Raw genomic sequence first — 12,996 nt, 5'->3', positions numbered from 1 at the left:
TCAGGCCGCACGCGCGGCGGGCCGGGCCATCGCCTGTCCCAGCAGCTCTCCTGCCAATATTTCATAGAAGCGGCACATCTCGGCCAGGTCGGTTGCGCTGACCGCCAGCCTGTCGCCCAGCGCCACCACGCGCAGCGCGCGCGCCTCGCCGCCAGCCGCCCACCATCCAGACGTCATCCCCCGCTCGCCCGGCTGGTCGGCGCGCCGCACCATGCCCCAGCAATGGAACAGGCAGGCGCGCGAGCGGCCGATGGCCATCAACCGGGCATGGTCGGGGTCGGTTATGCCAAGCGCATGGCGCAACCGCCGCAGCCGGTTGGCGGTATGATGCTCGTCGACCGGTATCGGCACCGCCAGCGATCGCGCGACTTCGCCGATCAGCAGGTTGAGGAACCGGTCGAGCTCGCGCAGGCCGTTGCCGATCACGCGCGCGCGCAACCGGTCGTCGGGCGTTTCGCGATTCGTGCCGGCCCGGCCGGACCCCAGGAAATGACAGCCCGCGACCAGCGTATCGTGCGCCCGGAGCAGGGTGGCGGGCAAGGCATGTGCGTCGATCATGGCGGCCCCCTGGCGGCGCGCCGGGGCGTCATGCCCCGGTTGCCGGTCGTGGCGAATGCGCCCGGCACTGGCCCGGCCCCCGCCTAGCACAGCCAGGGGACGAAGGTCGCAGCCAAATTTTCAGTGCTTGCCCGGCTTGTTCGACGTGCCCGGCGCGGTGGGATTGATCAGCGCCACGCCCTGCGGCAGCGCCGTTCCGCCCATGTCCAGCTTTTGCGCGTCGCTGCGCGCGACGGTGACCGGATTGTCGCGTTCCCGGATCGCGGCCCTGACATCATCGTCCATATCGTCCTGCTCCGCCATGGCCGCTCCCCGGCTCCAGCCCAGGATGATCGACATGCGGCGGTTGCGCGGGTCATAGGGATCGCCTTTCACGAACGGTTCGCGGTCGGCGACGCCGTCGATCCGGACGAAGCGGTCATTGCCGATGCCCGCCGCCGCCAGCGCCTTGCGCGTCGCTTCGGCGCGGGCGGACGACAGCATCCAGTTGTTCATGGTGCGGCCATTGCCATAGGGCAGGCCATCGGTGTGGCCGCGCACGATCAGGCCGTTGGGCATGGTGCGCAGCGTCTGTGCGACTTCGCCCACCAATTGCCGCGCGGACGGCAGCAACTGGTCGGTGGCCATCGCGAACATCGCGAAATCCGCCTCGTCGATCAGGTCGATGCGCAACCCTTCGCGGGTTTCGGTGAACCGGACGTTCCGGCGCAGCTTGGTCAGCCCCCGTCCGGCCATCCGCTGCTCCAGCGTCTTCTTGATTTCCTCGAACTTGGCGCGGTCGGCGGCGCGGGTCGCCGTGCCGCCCTGGTCCTTGGTGCCGGTGGCGTCGCGCGGGATGGTGATGGCCATGTTGCCCTGGCCGCCGGTGGTCGGATAATTTTCCTTCCCCATCATGCTGTCGCCGCCGAACATGCCGTTCGATCCGGCCGAATTTTCCTTCATCTGCACCAGAGTCGGGGTGAAATAGTCGGCCAGCCCCTTGCGCTGCTTTTCGGTGGTCGCGCCCAGCAGCCACATCAGCAGGAAAAACGCCATCATCGCCGTCACGAAATCGGCATAGGCGACCTTCCAGGCGCCGCCATGATGGCCGCCATGTCCTTCGACGATGATCTTCTTGACGATGATCGGCCTGGGTTCCGGCTCGTTGGCGCCGCGCTTCTTCTCGGCCATGGCTTATTTGCCCCGCATGCCGTCGAACACTTCGGCAAAGGCCGGCTGGTTGGCGTGGGTCAGGCTGGAGCGCGCGGCTTCGATCACCAGCGGCTGGGGATGGCCATGCAGCGACGCGACGATGATCTGCTTGACGACATGATACATCGCTCCGTCCGCCTCGATCACGCTGCGGCAGCGGTTGGCGAAGGGGTTGACCATGCCATAGGCGAGCAGCACGCCCAGAAAGGTGCCGACCAGCGCCGACCCGATCATCGCGCCCAGGATGGCGGGCGGCTGGTCGATCGACCCCATGGTCTTGACCACGCCCAGCACCGCCGCGACGATGCCGAGCGCGGGCAGCGCGTCGGCCAGCCCCTGGAGGTTGTCGGCGGGTTTGAGCGCTTCATGGTGGTGGGTCTTGAGGCTGTTGTCCATCACCTCTTCCACCGCGTGCGGATCGAGCGTGCCCGACGACACCACCACCAGGCGCAACGTGTCGCTGATCAGGTGGATCAGCGTCTTGTCCTTCATCAGGCGCGGATATTCGGTGAAGATGGTCGAACTGCCCGGGTCCTCGATATGCGGCTCCAGCGCGACCGGCCCTTCGACCCGCAGCGTCTTCATCAGCTTCGACACCAGGAAGATGCAGTCGAGAAAATCCTGCTTCTTGTATTTGGGGCCTTTGAACACCTTGCCCAGGCCCCCGCCCAACGCCTTGAGGTCCGATCCCGAATTGCCGATGATGAGCGCGCCGATGGCCGCGCCGCCGATGATCAGCATTTCGTGGGGCAGGGCGTGCAGCACGGGACCAAGGTCGCCGCCGGTAAAGGCGAACCCGCCGAATACCATCACGAGGAGGACGACAAGGCCGATGGCTGCGAACATTATGATCCCCGAATGCTGGGCCTGTTGGATAAGGCCATGATCGTGGCGGCTTCGCTGTGGACGTCGCCCCTGACCCTCTTAGATACGGATTGGTTAGCGTGGGGTTTAGGACGCGGCGCTTTTCGATCGGGCAGGTCGCGCCCGATGCGTCATCCGATCAGGTCGAACAGGGTCTGCTTGTTGATCCGCGCGAACGCCGACTGCGCGGCTTCGAGCTGCAACAGCTTGGCCTGCACCTGTGAAATCACCTCGCTCAGGTCCGTCGATTCGAGCGCGGCGCGCCGTTCGGTGAGCGACAGGTCGACATCGACCAGCCGCTCGCCGATCGTGTCCAGCCGGTCGCTGCGTACGCCCTGCTTGGCCTGTTCGACGACGATATGGTCGATGCCCGCCTGGATCGCGTCGACCGCATTGGCCACCGCGCCATCGTCGCCGCTTTGCATCGCGGCGATCACGCTGTTGAACATATCGTCCATGCTGCCCGGCGTGCCGTTGATGTCGATGCCCTCGGACACCGACTGGCGGGTGCCCACCACGGCCAGGTTCAGGCCGCGGCTCAATGGCACCAGCACGCTCTGTTCGTCGTCGAACACCGGCGTGCCCTGATAATCCTTCTGGTTCAGCAGTTCGGCGATGGTCAGGCGGATGGTGCCCAGCTCCTCCAGGATCGCGCCCTGGCCGGTGCCGTTCAGCGATCCGTTGCGCGCCGATATCGCCAGTTCCTGCGCGCGATTGAGCAGGTTGCCGATTTCCGCCAGATTGGCTTCGGCATTGACGGCGCGGCCGGTGCCATATTTGACATTGGCGGTCCATGCCGCCTGCTGCGCCTGCGCGCGCGCGACATCGGACACCTGCACCCACGCCAGCGCATCGTCGGACGGCTTGGTCAGGGTGATGCCGGACGAAATCGCGGTCTGCCCCTCCATGATCGACTGGGACAATTGCTGCTGACGCCGGATTTCGGCGGCGGCGATCTTGGCGGTAATGCCTACCATGCTATTGTCCTCGTCAGATGATCTTCAAAATCGCGTCGACGGTTTCGCGCGCGATCTGCAATATCTTGGCGCAACCCGAATAGGCTTGCTGGATGCGCAGCAGGTCGGCCGCTTCCATGTCGAGGTCGACGCCGCTCACCGCTTCGCGCGCGGCGACGGCCTGATCGGCGCGTTCCCGCGCGGTGCTAAATTCCTGGCCCGTCGCGCCGAGCAGATTGGCGTGGGTCGCGATCAGCGCCGTCCACCCCTGTTCGACGCTGCCGTTGCCGCGCAGGGTGGATGTGGTGAGCAGATTGCCGTTGAGCGTGCCGTCGGCCGATCGGGTGGCGAAATCGGCAGGGCTGGTGACCAGCGCCGCCATCGTCGCGGCGGTTGTGCCCGACAGCAGCGCGCCGCCTGCGACATTCGCGTCGGTGCGGCCCTGCGCGTGCCAGGCGTTGATGTCGGTGACGAACTGCGCCGCCAGCGTGTCGAGGCTTTCGCGCCGGTCGGCGACGACCTGCGCCGTGGCGAACAGCCCGCCCAATTGGCCGCTCGCGGGCGCGGCAAGCGCGGTCGCGCCGCTCGCCAGCGTCAGCGTGCCGTCGGCATTGGCGGCCAGCGTCAGGCTGGACGCGGCGCTGCCCTGCACCAGCGTGGTGCCATTGAAATTGACCTGCACGCTGTCGTTCGCGCCGAAACTGATGTCGACATTGAGCGTCGCCGACAATGTCAGCAGCGCGCTGTCGCGGCTGTCGAGCAATTGCGCATGGGCCGACGTGCCCGGTTGCGCGCGCAGCAGGCTGTTGTTGATGTTGCCCAGCGCGACCAGCGTGGCGTTGGTCCGGTCCACCGCCGATTGCGCTTCGGTGCCGATCCCCGCCGACACCTCCGCCAGTTCCGCCGATGTCTGGCGAAAGGATTCGGCGACGCGGCTGATGCTGTCGAGGGTGGTGACGCGCAGCGACGTATCGTTGGGGCTGGCGGCCAGCTTGTCGATATGGCCGAACATGCCGGTGATCAGCTTGCCGATGCCCGTGTCGCCGTCGTTGAGCGCGGTTTCGGTGTCGGTCAGCCAGCGCATCCGCGCGCTGGCGCTGCCCATCGCCGTCGCGGTCATCCGCACCGTGGCGTCCAGATAGGGGTCGCTGGCGCGTGCGACGCCGGTGACTTCGGTGCCGCCGAAATTGGCGCGGGAAACATACAGCGCCATGGTCGATGTCGACGCGCCCGATTCGGCGGTCGTCACCGTGCGGCGGGCATAGCCCTCGGTGCTGGCGTTGGTGATATTTTCCGAAATCGCCGCCATCGCGGTGCGATAGGCCTTGGTCCCCGACGCGCCGATGATGAACAGGTCGCTCATGCGGGCTTGTCCGGCGTGTCGTGCGCCTTGCCGCCGAACTGCTGCAACAACAGCTCCGCGATGCCCAGGCTGCCGGTCGCGGCCATCGCGTCGGCGGTCTTGGCGTCGGCCATGTCGCGAAACTGCTCGGTCGCGCCCGAATCGAACATGCCATCGCCAAGGCTGGCAGAGCGCATCGCGCCGATCATCTGGCGCACGAAGATCGCCTCGAACGCCTGCGCCGTCTTGGCCAGCGCCGCCTTGTTCTCGCTTGATCCCGCTGGCGAGCCAGCGCCGGAAACCGGTCCGATCTGCATCACAACACCACCAGTTCGGCTTTCATCGCGCCCGCCTGCTTGAGCGCTTCGAGGATCGCGACCATGTCCGCCGGCGACGCGCCGATCGCGTTCACCGCCTTGACTATATCGGTCAGCGACGCCCCACCTTTAAAATCGACCATCGGCTTCTTCTGCTCGTCGATCGAAATCGCGCTCGACTGCTCGACTGCGGTTTCGCCCCGGCTGAACGGCGCGGGCTGGGAAATGCGCGGGCTTTCATTGACGCTGACGGTCAGCTTGCCGTGCGCGACGGCGGCGGGATGGATGCGGACCGCGCCGTTGATGACGACGGTGCCGGTGCGTGCGTTGACGATCACCTTGGCCGGCGCTTCGGCGGGCGAAATCTCGATATTCTCGATCATGCCCATCATCATGATGCGGTCCTCGGCGCCCGGCGCCGCGTCGATCGCCACCGACACGGCGTCCATCGCCCGCGCGCGGCGATCGCCAAAGGCGCGGTTGACGCCATCGGCCACGCGCAGCGCGGTGGTCAGGTCCGCTTCGGCGAGGTTGAAGGTCAGCGTCGGCGCGGTGTCGAATCCCGTGACCACCGCGCGTTCCACCGTCGCGCCGCCCGGAATGCGTCCGGCGGACGGGATGTTGACCGACACCTGGCTGCCGTCCGCGCCCGAAACGCCCAGGCCCCCGACCGCCAGATTGCCCTGCGACATCGCATAGATTTCGTTGTCCGCTCCCCGCAGCGGCGTCATGATCAGCGTGCCGCCGCGCAGCGACTTGGCCTTGCCCAGTGCCGATACGGTCACATCGAGCCGCTGGCCGGGCTTGGCGAAGGCGGGCAGATCAGCGGTCACCAGCACGGCGGCCGCGTTCTTGAGCGCGGGATTGATCCCCTGCGGCAGTGTCAGGCCAAAGCGTGAAACGACGCCCTTCATGCCCTCGGTCGCATATTGCAGGCTGTCGTCGCCCGTGCCGGCCAGCCCGACGACGATGCCATAGCCGGTCAGCTGGTTGGGGCGCACGCCCTGGAACGTGCCCAGGTCCTTGACCCGTTCGGCATGGGTCGGCGCTGCGACCAGCGCGAAAAGCAATGCGAGCAGGCGGATCATGATGCGGGTGCGCTCCATCAGAAAGGGCTGACCATCGAGAAGAAGCGTTGCAGCCATCCCTGGCGGCTGGCGCGGGCGATTTCGCCCTTGCCGGTGTAGATGATCTTGGCATCGGCGACGCGGGTCGACGCGATGCGGTTGTCTGGGGATATGTCGGCCTGGCGGACGAGGCCGCTGATCTGGATGAATTCGTCGCCGCGATTGAGCGTCAGCGCCTTTTCGCCCTTGATCAGCATCGTGCCGTTGGGAAACACCTGGGCCACGGTGACGGTGATCTCGCCCGACAGCGCGTTGGACTGGGTGGCGTTGCCCTTGCCCTGGAATCCGTTCTGCCCGCCCATCGCCACGTCGCTGGCCGAAAACAGCTTGGACAGGATGCCGGTGGTCGGCGGGGTCAGGCCGATATTGCCGTTGCGGCTGGTATCGGCGCTGTTGGTCTTGCTCGCCTGGGTGCGTTCGACCAGCACGATGGTGATGATGTCGCCGACCGCGCCGGCGCGCGCGCCGCTGGTCAGCGGGGTATAGCCCATCGCCACCTGAAAGATCGAACCGTTGGCGGCGGGCGGCGCGGCGGGCGGCGCGACGATGGTCGGCGCATAGAGCGCGCGTTCGGCGTCGCGCTTCTTGCCCGCATGCGCAGGGGAAGCGGCCAGGGCGACTAGCGCCAGACAAAAGATCGGCGTGAGGGCGCGCATGATCATGGCGCTCACAGCTGCTGGTTGACGTACTGGAGCATCTCGTCGGTCGCCTTGATCATCTTGCTGTTGACCTCATAGGCGCGCTGGGTCTCGATCATGTCGACCAGTTCCTCGACGACATTGACGTTGGATGTTTCAAGATTGCCCGACCGGATCGATCCGCGTCCTTCGAGGCCGGCGACGCCGACCTGCGCCGTGCCGCTCGCCGCCGTTTCGACCAGCAGGTTGCCGCCGATCGGTTGCAGCCCCGCCGCGTTCATGAAACTCGCCAGTTCGACCTGGCCCAACTGGGTGGGTTCGGTCTCGCCCTGCAACGTTGCCGACACGGTGCCGTCATTGCCGACCGACACCGATGTCGCGCCTTCGGGCACGGTGACCTGCGGGATCAGCGGCAGGCCGTCGCTGGTGACGACCGTGCCTTCGGCGGTCACGCTGAAATTGCCCGCGCGGGTATAGGCGGTGGAGCCGTCGGGTCGCTGCACCTGGAAAAAGCCCGCGCCCTCGATTGCGAGGTCGAGGCTGTTGCCGGTCTGCTGGAGCGTGCCCTGGGTATTGATCTTGCTGGTGCCCTGGAGCGACACGCCCGAACCGAGGTTCAGGCCGGTCGCGAACTTGTTCTCGCTGTCCGAATTGGCCCCCGCCGCGATCATCTGCTGATAGGCGAGCGTTTCGAAATCGGCGCGGTCCTTCTTGAACGCGGTGGTGTTCACGTTGGCGAGGTTGTTGGCGATCACGCGCATCTTGGTGTTCTGCGCGTCGAGGCCGGTGCGGGCGACGTGAAGGGCGGCGTTGCTCATGTCTCAAACTCCGTGCGGCGCCGTCGATCCGGTGCCTGTGCGTTCATCAAAGCAAGGTTCGTGCCAGAATATTAACCATCAATTCGCATCAGCGACGCGCCGCCATCGTCCAGCTCCTTGGCGGTATCGAGCATCTTGACCTGGGTTTCGAACGCCCGGCTCGCCTCTATCATCTGGATCAGCGTGGCGGTGGCGTTGACGTTGGACCCTTCCAGCGATCCGCCGGTGACGGTGCCCAGCGGGTCCTGCGGCAACGCGCCGCCGTTAACCTCGCGGAACAGCCCGTCGGTGCCCTTGGCGATGCTGGATCCTGTCGCGCTGACCAGTTTGAGGGCGTCGATTCGCTGCGGGTTGGCGGCCTCGCCGCCCTGCGGCACGCCCCAGATGCTGCCATCCTGCGCGATAGAGACGCTGTCGAGCTGGGGCAGGGTGATCGGGCCACCCTCGCCCAGCACCGGCAGGCCGTCACCGGTAGTCAAAAGCCCGCTGTCGCTGACGCGCAAATCGCCGCGCCGCGTATAGGCTTCGCCGCCATCGGCGGCCTGCACCGCCAACAGCGCGTCGCCGTTCATCGCCACGTCCAGCGGATTGCCGGTTTCGGTGATCGCCCCCTGCGCCATGTCGGCGGCGATCACCTGTTCGGATGCCTGCGCGCGGGTGTTGAGCTGTTGCCCCTGGATCCAGCGCGTCTCCGCATTGGCGACCTCGGCGCGAAAGCCGATGGTGTTCGCGTTTGCGAGGTTGTTCGCAATCGACGCCTGCCGCGCCATCGCGCCGCGCATCGCCGTGAGCGCCGTATTGACGAGCCGATCCATGGCCTAACTCCCTCCGCGCTCGCTCAGCTGCGGATGTTGACGATGGTCGTGGTCAGCGTGTTCGCCGCCTCGATTGCCTTGGCGTTCGCCTGGAAATTGCGCTGCGCCGCGATCAGCTGGACCAGTTCATCGGTGATATCGACGTTGGATCGTTCCAGCGCGCCCGAACGGACGGCGCCGTACAGGCCCTGGTTGCCGGTGCCATAGGTCGCTGCGCCGCTTTCCAGCGTCGACACCCAATGCGCGTCGCCACGCTGGCGCAGGCCGTCCTGCGCGTTGAAGCTGGCCATCGCGACCGCGCCCAGCGCAACCGTGGTGCCGTCGGCATAGACCGCCGATACGATGCCCTTTTCATTGACGGCGACGCTGGTCAGCTGGACGGTACCGGCATTGTTCAACGTCGTGGGAACCTGAAGGTCGGTCAATGCGGACGAATCGGTGGTGCCGTTGACGGTCGGTTCTCCGGTGGTGGCGTCGACCGGGATGACCTGAAGCCGCGCGCCGGTGGTGTCGAGCACGAAGCGGTTTTCATCGACCGAAAAGGCGCCGTTGCGGGTATAGCTGATCTGGCCGTCATCGGGCCGCTTGACGGTGAAAAAGCCTTCGCCGGTGATGGCAAGGTCCAGCGTCTTGTCGGTGGTTTCGATCGTCCCTTGGGTATATTGCTGGGCAATCGACTGCACGCGCACGCCCTGGCCGGTCACCTGGTTGGTGGTCTGCATCGGCGCGGCGGAAAAAATGTCGCCGAAATTGGCGACGCTCTTCTTGAAAGCGGTCGAATTGACGTTGGCGACGTTGTTCGAAATCGTCGACAGGCTGGTCTGGGCGCCCTTGAGGCCGGACAGAGAGATGTAAAAGGACATGGCGTTGCTCCTTGGGTGAAATTGGTGGGTGAAACGTCTGGAACTAGCTTAAGGTAATGGCGTCGGACGGCCCGAAGGTGCCGATCGAGGTGATCAGTTTGGAGGATGATCCGTCCGCGGGCGATTGCACCGCGGCGATGGTCGCCCAGGTCGCGACCCGGCTCGGGGTCGCCCCCTTGACCTTGACCTGCAGGGCGGATGTGGCGACGGTTTGCCCCGTCTCGTCCTTGCCGTCCCAATAGAAATTGACGTCGCCCTTGGCCTGTGCGCCCAGCTCGATCGTCTTGACGACATTGCCGTCGCCATCCAGCAGCTCGACGCTCGCGCCGTCCACGGCTTCGGCCAGGCTGACCTGGCCCATATATTGTCCGGCGGCGTCGGGCGCGGCGATGTTGCTCTGCACCAGCATCGCGCGGCCGATCCAGCTCGCCGCATCGCCCAGCCGGGTGCCGGTCAACTGCTCCTTGATCGCCTGAAGAGACGCGTTCATCTCGGCAATGCCGCTCGAATTGGTGATGGTCGCCATCTGCGACACCATTTCGGCGTTGTTGACCGGCTCGAACGGGTCCTGGGTCTGCATCTGTGCGGTCAAAAGGCGCAGGAAATCCTCCTGCCCCATCTTCGCCTTGCCCACGCCCACATTGGTCGTGGGATTATAGACAGCAAGGCCCGCGCTGTCGGTGACGGTCGAGGTCGCGCTCATTTGCCGATCCTTATGGTTTCCATCATCAGGGATTTGGCGGTGTTCAGCACCTGCACGTTGTTCTGGTACATGCGGCTGGTCTCGATCATGTCGACCAGCTCGGCGTTGCTATCCACGGCCGCTTCCCACACATCGCCGTTCGCGTCGGCGAGCGGATGGTTGGGGTCGTGGCGCTTGGTCGGCTCGGCGCTGGTCGTCACAACCTGCGCGACCTTGACCGTCGATATGCCGGGGCTGTCGGTGACCGACTGGAACACCGGCTTGATCGCGCGATAGGCTTCCGCCGCGCTGCCCGACACATTGCCGGCATTGGCCATGTTGGATGCGGTGGCATTGAGGCGCACCAGCTGCGCGCTCATGGCGCGGCCGGCGATGTCGAATATGTTCATGGGGCCAGAACCACTCATGTCATTCTCCCTTCAGCGCGCGGTTGATGGTGTTGATGCGCCCTTCCAGAAAGGACAGGGTGGTGCGGTACTTGACCGCATTCTCCGCGAACAATGTCTGTTCGGTCGACAGCTCGACGGTATTGCCGTCCAGGCTCGACTGGAGCGGCACGCGGTATCCCATCGCGCTTTCGATCGCCTGGGTGGCCGATCCGCCCGCGCCGGTCGCTGTTTTCAGCGCCGCTTCGAAATCGATGTCGCGGGCCTTGTAGCCGGGGGTCGATGCGTTGGCGATGTTGGACGCAAGCAGGGACAGGCGCTGCGACCGTAGCGCCAGCGCCTTGCCATGAACTCCGAACAAACTGTCTTCCAGCGGCATTTTCCGTGTGGCCTTCGCTAAACTTGCTCTCGTCGCTGCCGTTCTTGACCTTGATGGCGTCCCCGGCGGGCGATCCAGCCAGATATTCGCAAAAGCCGTGCCAATTGGCGTTGCCGCCCTGCCAAGGGTGTGAAAACACGGAAAAAGCGGGGTTTCGGGCCGGGGAGCGGCAAGGGCGGCAAAATTCTGCCGGTTCGCGGCAGCGGCTTGCCGCGCGCCTGTCGCCGGCCATATCCAGGGGGATTGTTTTCATGCTCGCCATCGCCGACCGGATGTTCGATCCCCTGACCCTGTTGGCGATGGTGGGCGGCATCGGCCTCGTCGCGCTGTGCCAGAACGGCCCCGGCGCGCTGGTCCGCGCCTTCGCGGCGCTCGGCCCGGCGGTCATGGCCCGTCCCGATAAGGATCGCGACGCCGCGCGCGCCGCCATGCTCAAGATCGACCAGGTGGCGCAGCTGCGCGGCCTGTCCTGCACCGACCGGATCAGGACCGCGCATCCCTTCCTGACGCAGGCGGCGCGCAAGCTCGCCAACAGCGATCGCATCGACCAGTTCGAACTGTGGGCGGGCCAGACGCTCGCCGACCGGGCGCAGCGGCACGCCGCCGCCCGCAACGCCTGGCTTTCCATCGCCGACGCCGCGCCCGCGCTCGGCATGGCCGGTACGATTATCGGCCTCATCGGCATGTTTGCCGCCATGGACGATCCCGCCGCGCTCGGCCCGGCGATGGCGCTGGCGCTGCTCACCACCTTCTACGGCGTCGTCATCGCCAATGTCGTCGCCGCGCCGATCGCCCAGCGCCTGTCGGACCTGTCCGACCGCGAACTGGCCTGGCAGCGCGAGGTCGCCGAACGGATGCTGGCGATCGCCCGCCGCGAAAACGCGCCGCTGCGCCGCGCCTCGATCCGCGAAGTGGCATGAGCGCGCCCGCCGCCGCCCGGCGCAATCGCTGGGCGATCAGCTTTGCCGACCTCACGCTGCTGCTGCTCGGTTTCTTCGTGCTGCTTCAGGCCAGCGGCCACCGCAGCGATGCGATGCTCGCCGGGGTCAGCCAGCAATTTGGCGGACGGCCGCTGCGCCGCGCGGTCGAGCTGCGCGCCGCTGATCTGTTCGCGCCGGGCGAAGCCATGCTCACCCGCGCCGGGCAGGATCGCATCGCCGCCGCCGCCAGGGACCTGGGCGGGCAGGGGGTCGAAGTCACCAGCCACGGCACCGACCGTGCGCGTCACCGGTTCGACGACTGGGATCTGGCCGCCGCGCGGCTCGGCGCGGTCGCCCGCGCGCTCAAGGCGCAGGGGATAGCGGACGATCATCTGCTGATCCGCGGTCTCGACCAGGCCGATAGCCAGGACGCCAGGGGCCAAGTGATCCGCATCGCCCCGGCCCGCAAGCCCGACTAGCAAAGCGTGGCACGATATTTGCATAACATTCCGTAAAGCCCATCCGCTGATCGGAGCATGATCGTGTCCAGACCCGCCTTCGCCCTTGTCGCCCTGCTCGCCGGCCTTGCCGCGCAGCCGGCGCTGGCGCAGCAGAAATTCGAAAATCTCGATCGTATCGACAGCCTGGTGGCGATGACCGTCGGCGCCAATCTGGGCGAACCCGGTGGCCCGCGCGCGCCGGTCGATCGCCGGTTGCGCCTCGCCGCCTGCCCTTCGACGCCACAGGTCGACGGGCCGATCTTCGGCGCGGCGACCGTCCGGTGCGATGCGCTCGGCTGGCGCATCCGCGTGCCGCTGGTCGCGGGCGATGCGGCGGCGATGTCCGGTCCGGTGGCGCGGTACGCGCCCGCCCCGCGCGCGCCGTCAAAGGAAGCGGTGGTCAAGAAGGGCGATCCGGTTCAGCTGACCGCCGGCAACGCGCTGTTCGCGGTCTCGCGCCTGATGATCGCCGACGAAGACGGCGCGATCGGCGATACCATCCGCGTGCGCGAAGATCGCAAATCCGCCCCGATCATGGCGAAGGTCGTGGAAATGGGTGTGGTGCGTATTCCGGGATTTAATGATTTTTGAACCGATCCGTATATAGACTATGTGCGGG

At 66.3% G+C, this 12,996-nt stretch carries 17 protein-coding genes; 3 read left to right on the top strand and 14 right to left on the bottom strand.

Annotation, left to right across the window (positions count from 1 at the left end; genetic code table 11):
* The 14 genes from WG908_RS09055 to flgB form a co-directional block, all read right to left on the bottom strand.
* Positions 1-558, bottom strand: a complete 558-nt coding sequence (locus WG908_RS09055) for a hypothetical protein (protein WP_340186242.1) — start codon at positions 556-558, stop codon at positions 1-3.
* A gap of 120 nt (positions 559-678) precedes the next feature.
* A complete protein-coding gene (locus WG908_RS09050) occupies positions 679-1,728 on the bottom strand; it encodes a flagellar motor protein MotB (RefSeq protein WP_340186241.1) in 1,050 nt (349 codons plus the stop codon).
* A gap of 3 nt (positions 1,729-1,731) precedes the next feature.
* The gene (gene motA / locus WG908_RS09045; protein WP_340186240.1) at positions 1,732-2,595 is read right to left on the bottom strand and encodes a flagellar motor stator protein MotA; all 864 of its coding nucleotides are present in this window, start codon (positions 2,593-2,595) and stop codon (positions 1,732-1,734) included.
* Between the two features lie 149 nt (positions 2,596-2,744).
* Positions 2,745-3,590, bottom strand: a complete 846-nt coding sequence (locus tag WG908_RS09040; RefSeq protein ID WP_340186239.1) for a flagellin — start codon at positions 3,588-3,590, stop codon at positions 2,745-2,747.
* 13 nt (positions 3,591-3,603) lie between these two features.
* Entirely contained in the window at positions 3,604-4,932 is a 1,329-nt protein-coding gene (gene flgK / locus WG908_RS09035; protein WP_340186238.1) for a flagellar hook-associated protein FlgK, read from the bottom strand.
* A complete protein-coding gene (locus tag WG908_RS09030) occupies positions 4,929-5,228 on the bottom strand; it encodes a rod-binding protein (protein ID WP_340186237.1) in 300 nt (99 codons plus the stop codon). Before WG908_RS09030 ends, flgK begins: the two co-directional genes overlap by 4 nt.
* Positions 5,228-6,334, bottom strand: coding sequence for a flagellar basal body P-ring protein FlgI (locus WG908_RS09025; RefSeq protein WP_445326695.1), 1,107 nt, complete (start codon positions 6,332-6,334; stop codon positions 5,228-5,230). The genes WG908_RS09030 and WG908_RS09025 overlap by 1 nt, the downstream gene beginning before the upstream one ends.
* Positions 6,334-7,011, bottom strand: coding sequence for a flagellar basal body L-ring protein FlgH (locus WG908_RS09020; RefSeq protein WP_340186379.1), 678 nt, complete (start codon positions 7,009-7,011; stop codon positions 6,334-6,336). The genes WG908_RS09025 and WG908_RS09020 overlap by 1 nt, the downstream gene beginning before the upstream one ends.
* Before the next feature lie 11 nt (positions 7,012-7,022).
* Positions 7,023-7,811 (bottom strand): flagellar basal-body rod protein FlgG, encoded by a 789-nt coding sequence (flgG, locus tag WG908_RS09015; RefSeq protein WP_340186236.1) that lies wholly within the window; start codon positions 7,809-7,811, stop codon positions 7,023-7,025.
* Positions 7,812-7,882: 71 nt separating this feature from the next.
* A complete protein-coding gene (locus WG908_RS09010; protein ID WP_340186235.1) occupies positions 7,883-8,626 on the bottom strand; it encodes a flagellar basal-body rod protein FlgF in 744 nt (247 codons plus the stop codon).
* A 23-nt stretch (positions 8,627-8,649) separates the two neighbouring features.
* Entirely contained in the window at positions 8,650-9,489 is an 840-nt protein-coding gene (locus WG908_RS09005) for a flagellar hook-basal body complex protein (protein ID WP_340186234.1), read from the bottom strand.
* A 43-nt stretch (positions 9,490-9,532) separates the two neighbouring features.
* Complete coding sequence (locus WG908_RS09000; RefSeq protein ID WP_340186233.1) at positions 9,533-10,192, bottom strand: flagellar hook assembly protein FlgD; 660 nt, start codon at positions 10,190-10,192, stop codon at positions 9,533-9,535.
* The gene (gene flgC, locus WG908_RS08995; protein WP_340186232.1) at positions 10,189-10,599 is read right to left on the bottom strand and encodes a flagellar basal body rod protein FlgC; all 411 of its coding nucleotides are present in this window, start codon (positions 10,597-10,599) and stop codon (positions 10,189-10,191) included. The genes WG908_RS09000 and flgC overlap by 4 nt, the downstream gene beginning before the upstream one ends.
* A 1-nt stretch (position 10,600) precedes the next feature.
* Complete coding sequence (gene flgB / locus WG908_RS08990; RefSeq protein WP_340186231.1) at positions 10,601-10,957, bottom strand: flagellar basal body rod protein FlgB; 357 nt, start codon at positions 10,955-10,957, stop codon at positions 10,601-10,603.
* A gap of 251 nt (positions 10,958-11,208) precedes the next feature.
* Here flgB and WG908_RS08985 point away from each other — a divergent pair, with 251 nt between their 5' ends.
* From WG908_RS08985 to WG908_RS08975, 3 genes are read left to right on the top strand one after another with little or no spacing between them, the layout of a single operon-like run.
* A complete protein-coding gene (locus WG908_RS08985; RefSeq protein ID WP_340186230.1) occupies positions 11,209-11,877 on the top strand; it encodes a motility protein A in 669 nt (222 codons plus the stop codon).
* A complete protein-coding gene (locus tag WG908_RS08980) occupies positions 11,874-12,356 on the top strand; it encodes an OmpA family protein (protein ID WP_340186229.1) in 483 nt (160 codons plus the stop codon). The genes WG908_RS08985 and WG908_RS08980 overlap by 4 nt, the downstream gene beginning before the upstream one ends.
* 57 nt (positions 12,357-12,413) lie before the next feature.
* Entirely contained in the window at positions 12,414-12,968 is a 555-nt protein-coding gene (locus WG908_RS08975) for a flagella basal body P-ring formation protein FlgA (protein ID WP_445326690.1), read from the top strand.
* Positions 12,969-12,996 lie beyond the last annotated feature (28 nt).

The organism is Sphingobium anseongense, from assembly GCF_037725245.1.
Classification (GTDB): Bacteria; Pseudomonadota; Alphaproteobacteria; order Sphingomonadales; family Sphingomonadaceae; genus Sphingobium.
The sequence above is the reverse complement of the archived record's forward strand: the minus strand, read 5'-3'. Positions and strand labels throughout refer to the sequence as shown.

What these genes read in the sequence shown, in the direction of transcription:
- WG908_RS09030 (WP_340186237.1), bottom strand. Translation starts at nt 5,228, where the DNA reads ATGCAGATCGGACCGGTTTCCGGCGCTGGCTCGCCAGCGGGATCAAGC.
- flgK (WP_340186238.1), bottom strand. Translation starts at nt 4,932, where the DNA reads ATGAGCGACCTGTTCATCATCGGCGCGTCGGGGACCAAGGCCTATCGC.
- WG908_RS09055 (WP_340186242.1), bottom strand. Translation starts at nt 558, where the DNA reads ATGATCGACGCACATGCCTTGCCCGCCACCCTGCTCCGGGCGCACGAT.
- flgB (WP_340186231.1), bottom strand. Translation starts at nt 10,957, where the DNA reads ATGCCGCTGGAAGACAGTTTGTTCGGAGTTCATGGCAAGGCGCTGGCG.
- WG908_RS08975 (WP_445326690.1), top strand. Translation starts at nt 12,414, where the DNA reads ATGATCGTGTCCAGACCCGCCTTCGCCCTTGTCGCCCTGCTCGCCGGC.
- WG908_RS08985 (WP_340186230.1), top strand. Translation starts at nt 11,209, where the DNA reads ATGCTCGCCATCGCCGACCGGATGTTCGATCCCCTGACCCTGTTGGCG.
- motA (WP_340186240.1), bottom strand. Translation starts at nt 2,595, where the DNA reads ATGTTCGCAGCCATCGGCCTTGTCGTCCTCCTCGTGATGGTATTCGGC.
- WG908_RS09000 (WP_340186233.1), bottom strand. Translation starts at nt 10,192, where the DNA reads ATGAGCGCGACCTCGACCGTCACCGACAGCGCGGGCCTTGCTGTCTAT.
- WG908_RS09025 (WP_445326695.1), bottom strand. Translation starts at nt 6,334, where the DNA reads ATGGAGCGCACCCGCATCATGATCCGCCTGCTCGCATTGCTTTTCGCG.
- WG908_RS09010 (WP_340186235.1), bottom strand. Translation starts at nt 8,626, where the DNA reads ATGGATCGGCTCGTCAATACGGCGCTCACGGCGATGCGCGGCGCGATG.
- WG908_RS09005 (WP_340186234.1), bottom strand. Translation starts at nt 9,489, where the DNA reads ATGTCCTTTTACATCTCTCTGTCCGGCCTCAAGGGCGCCCAGACCAGC.
- WG908_RS09020 (WP_340186379.1), bottom strand. Translation starts at nt 7,011, where the DNA reads ATGCGCGCCCTCACGCCGATCTTTTGTCTGGCGCTAGTCGCCCTGGCC.
- WG908_RS08980 (WP_340186229.1), top strand. Translation starts at nt 11,874, where the DNA reads ATGAGCGCGCCCGCCGCCGCCCGGCGCAATCGCTGGGCGATCAGCTTT.
- WG908_RS09050 (WP_340186241.1), bottom strand. Translation starts at nt 1,728, where the DNA reads ATGGCCGAGAAGAAGCGCGGCGCCAACGAGCCGGAACCCAGGCCGATC.
- WG908_RS09040 (WP_340186239.1), bottom strand. Translation starts at nt 3,590, where the DNA reads ATGGTAGGCATTACCGCCAAGATCGCCGCCGCCGAAATCCGGCGTCAG.
- flgC (WP_340186232.1), bottom strand. Translation starts at nt 10,599, where the DNA reads ATGAGTGGTTCTGGCCCCATGAACATATTCGACATCGCCGGCCGCGCC.
- flgG (WP_340186236.1), bottom strand. Translation starts at nt 7,811, where the DNA reads ATGAGCAACGCCGCCCTTCACGTCGCCCGCACCGGCCTCGACGCGCAG.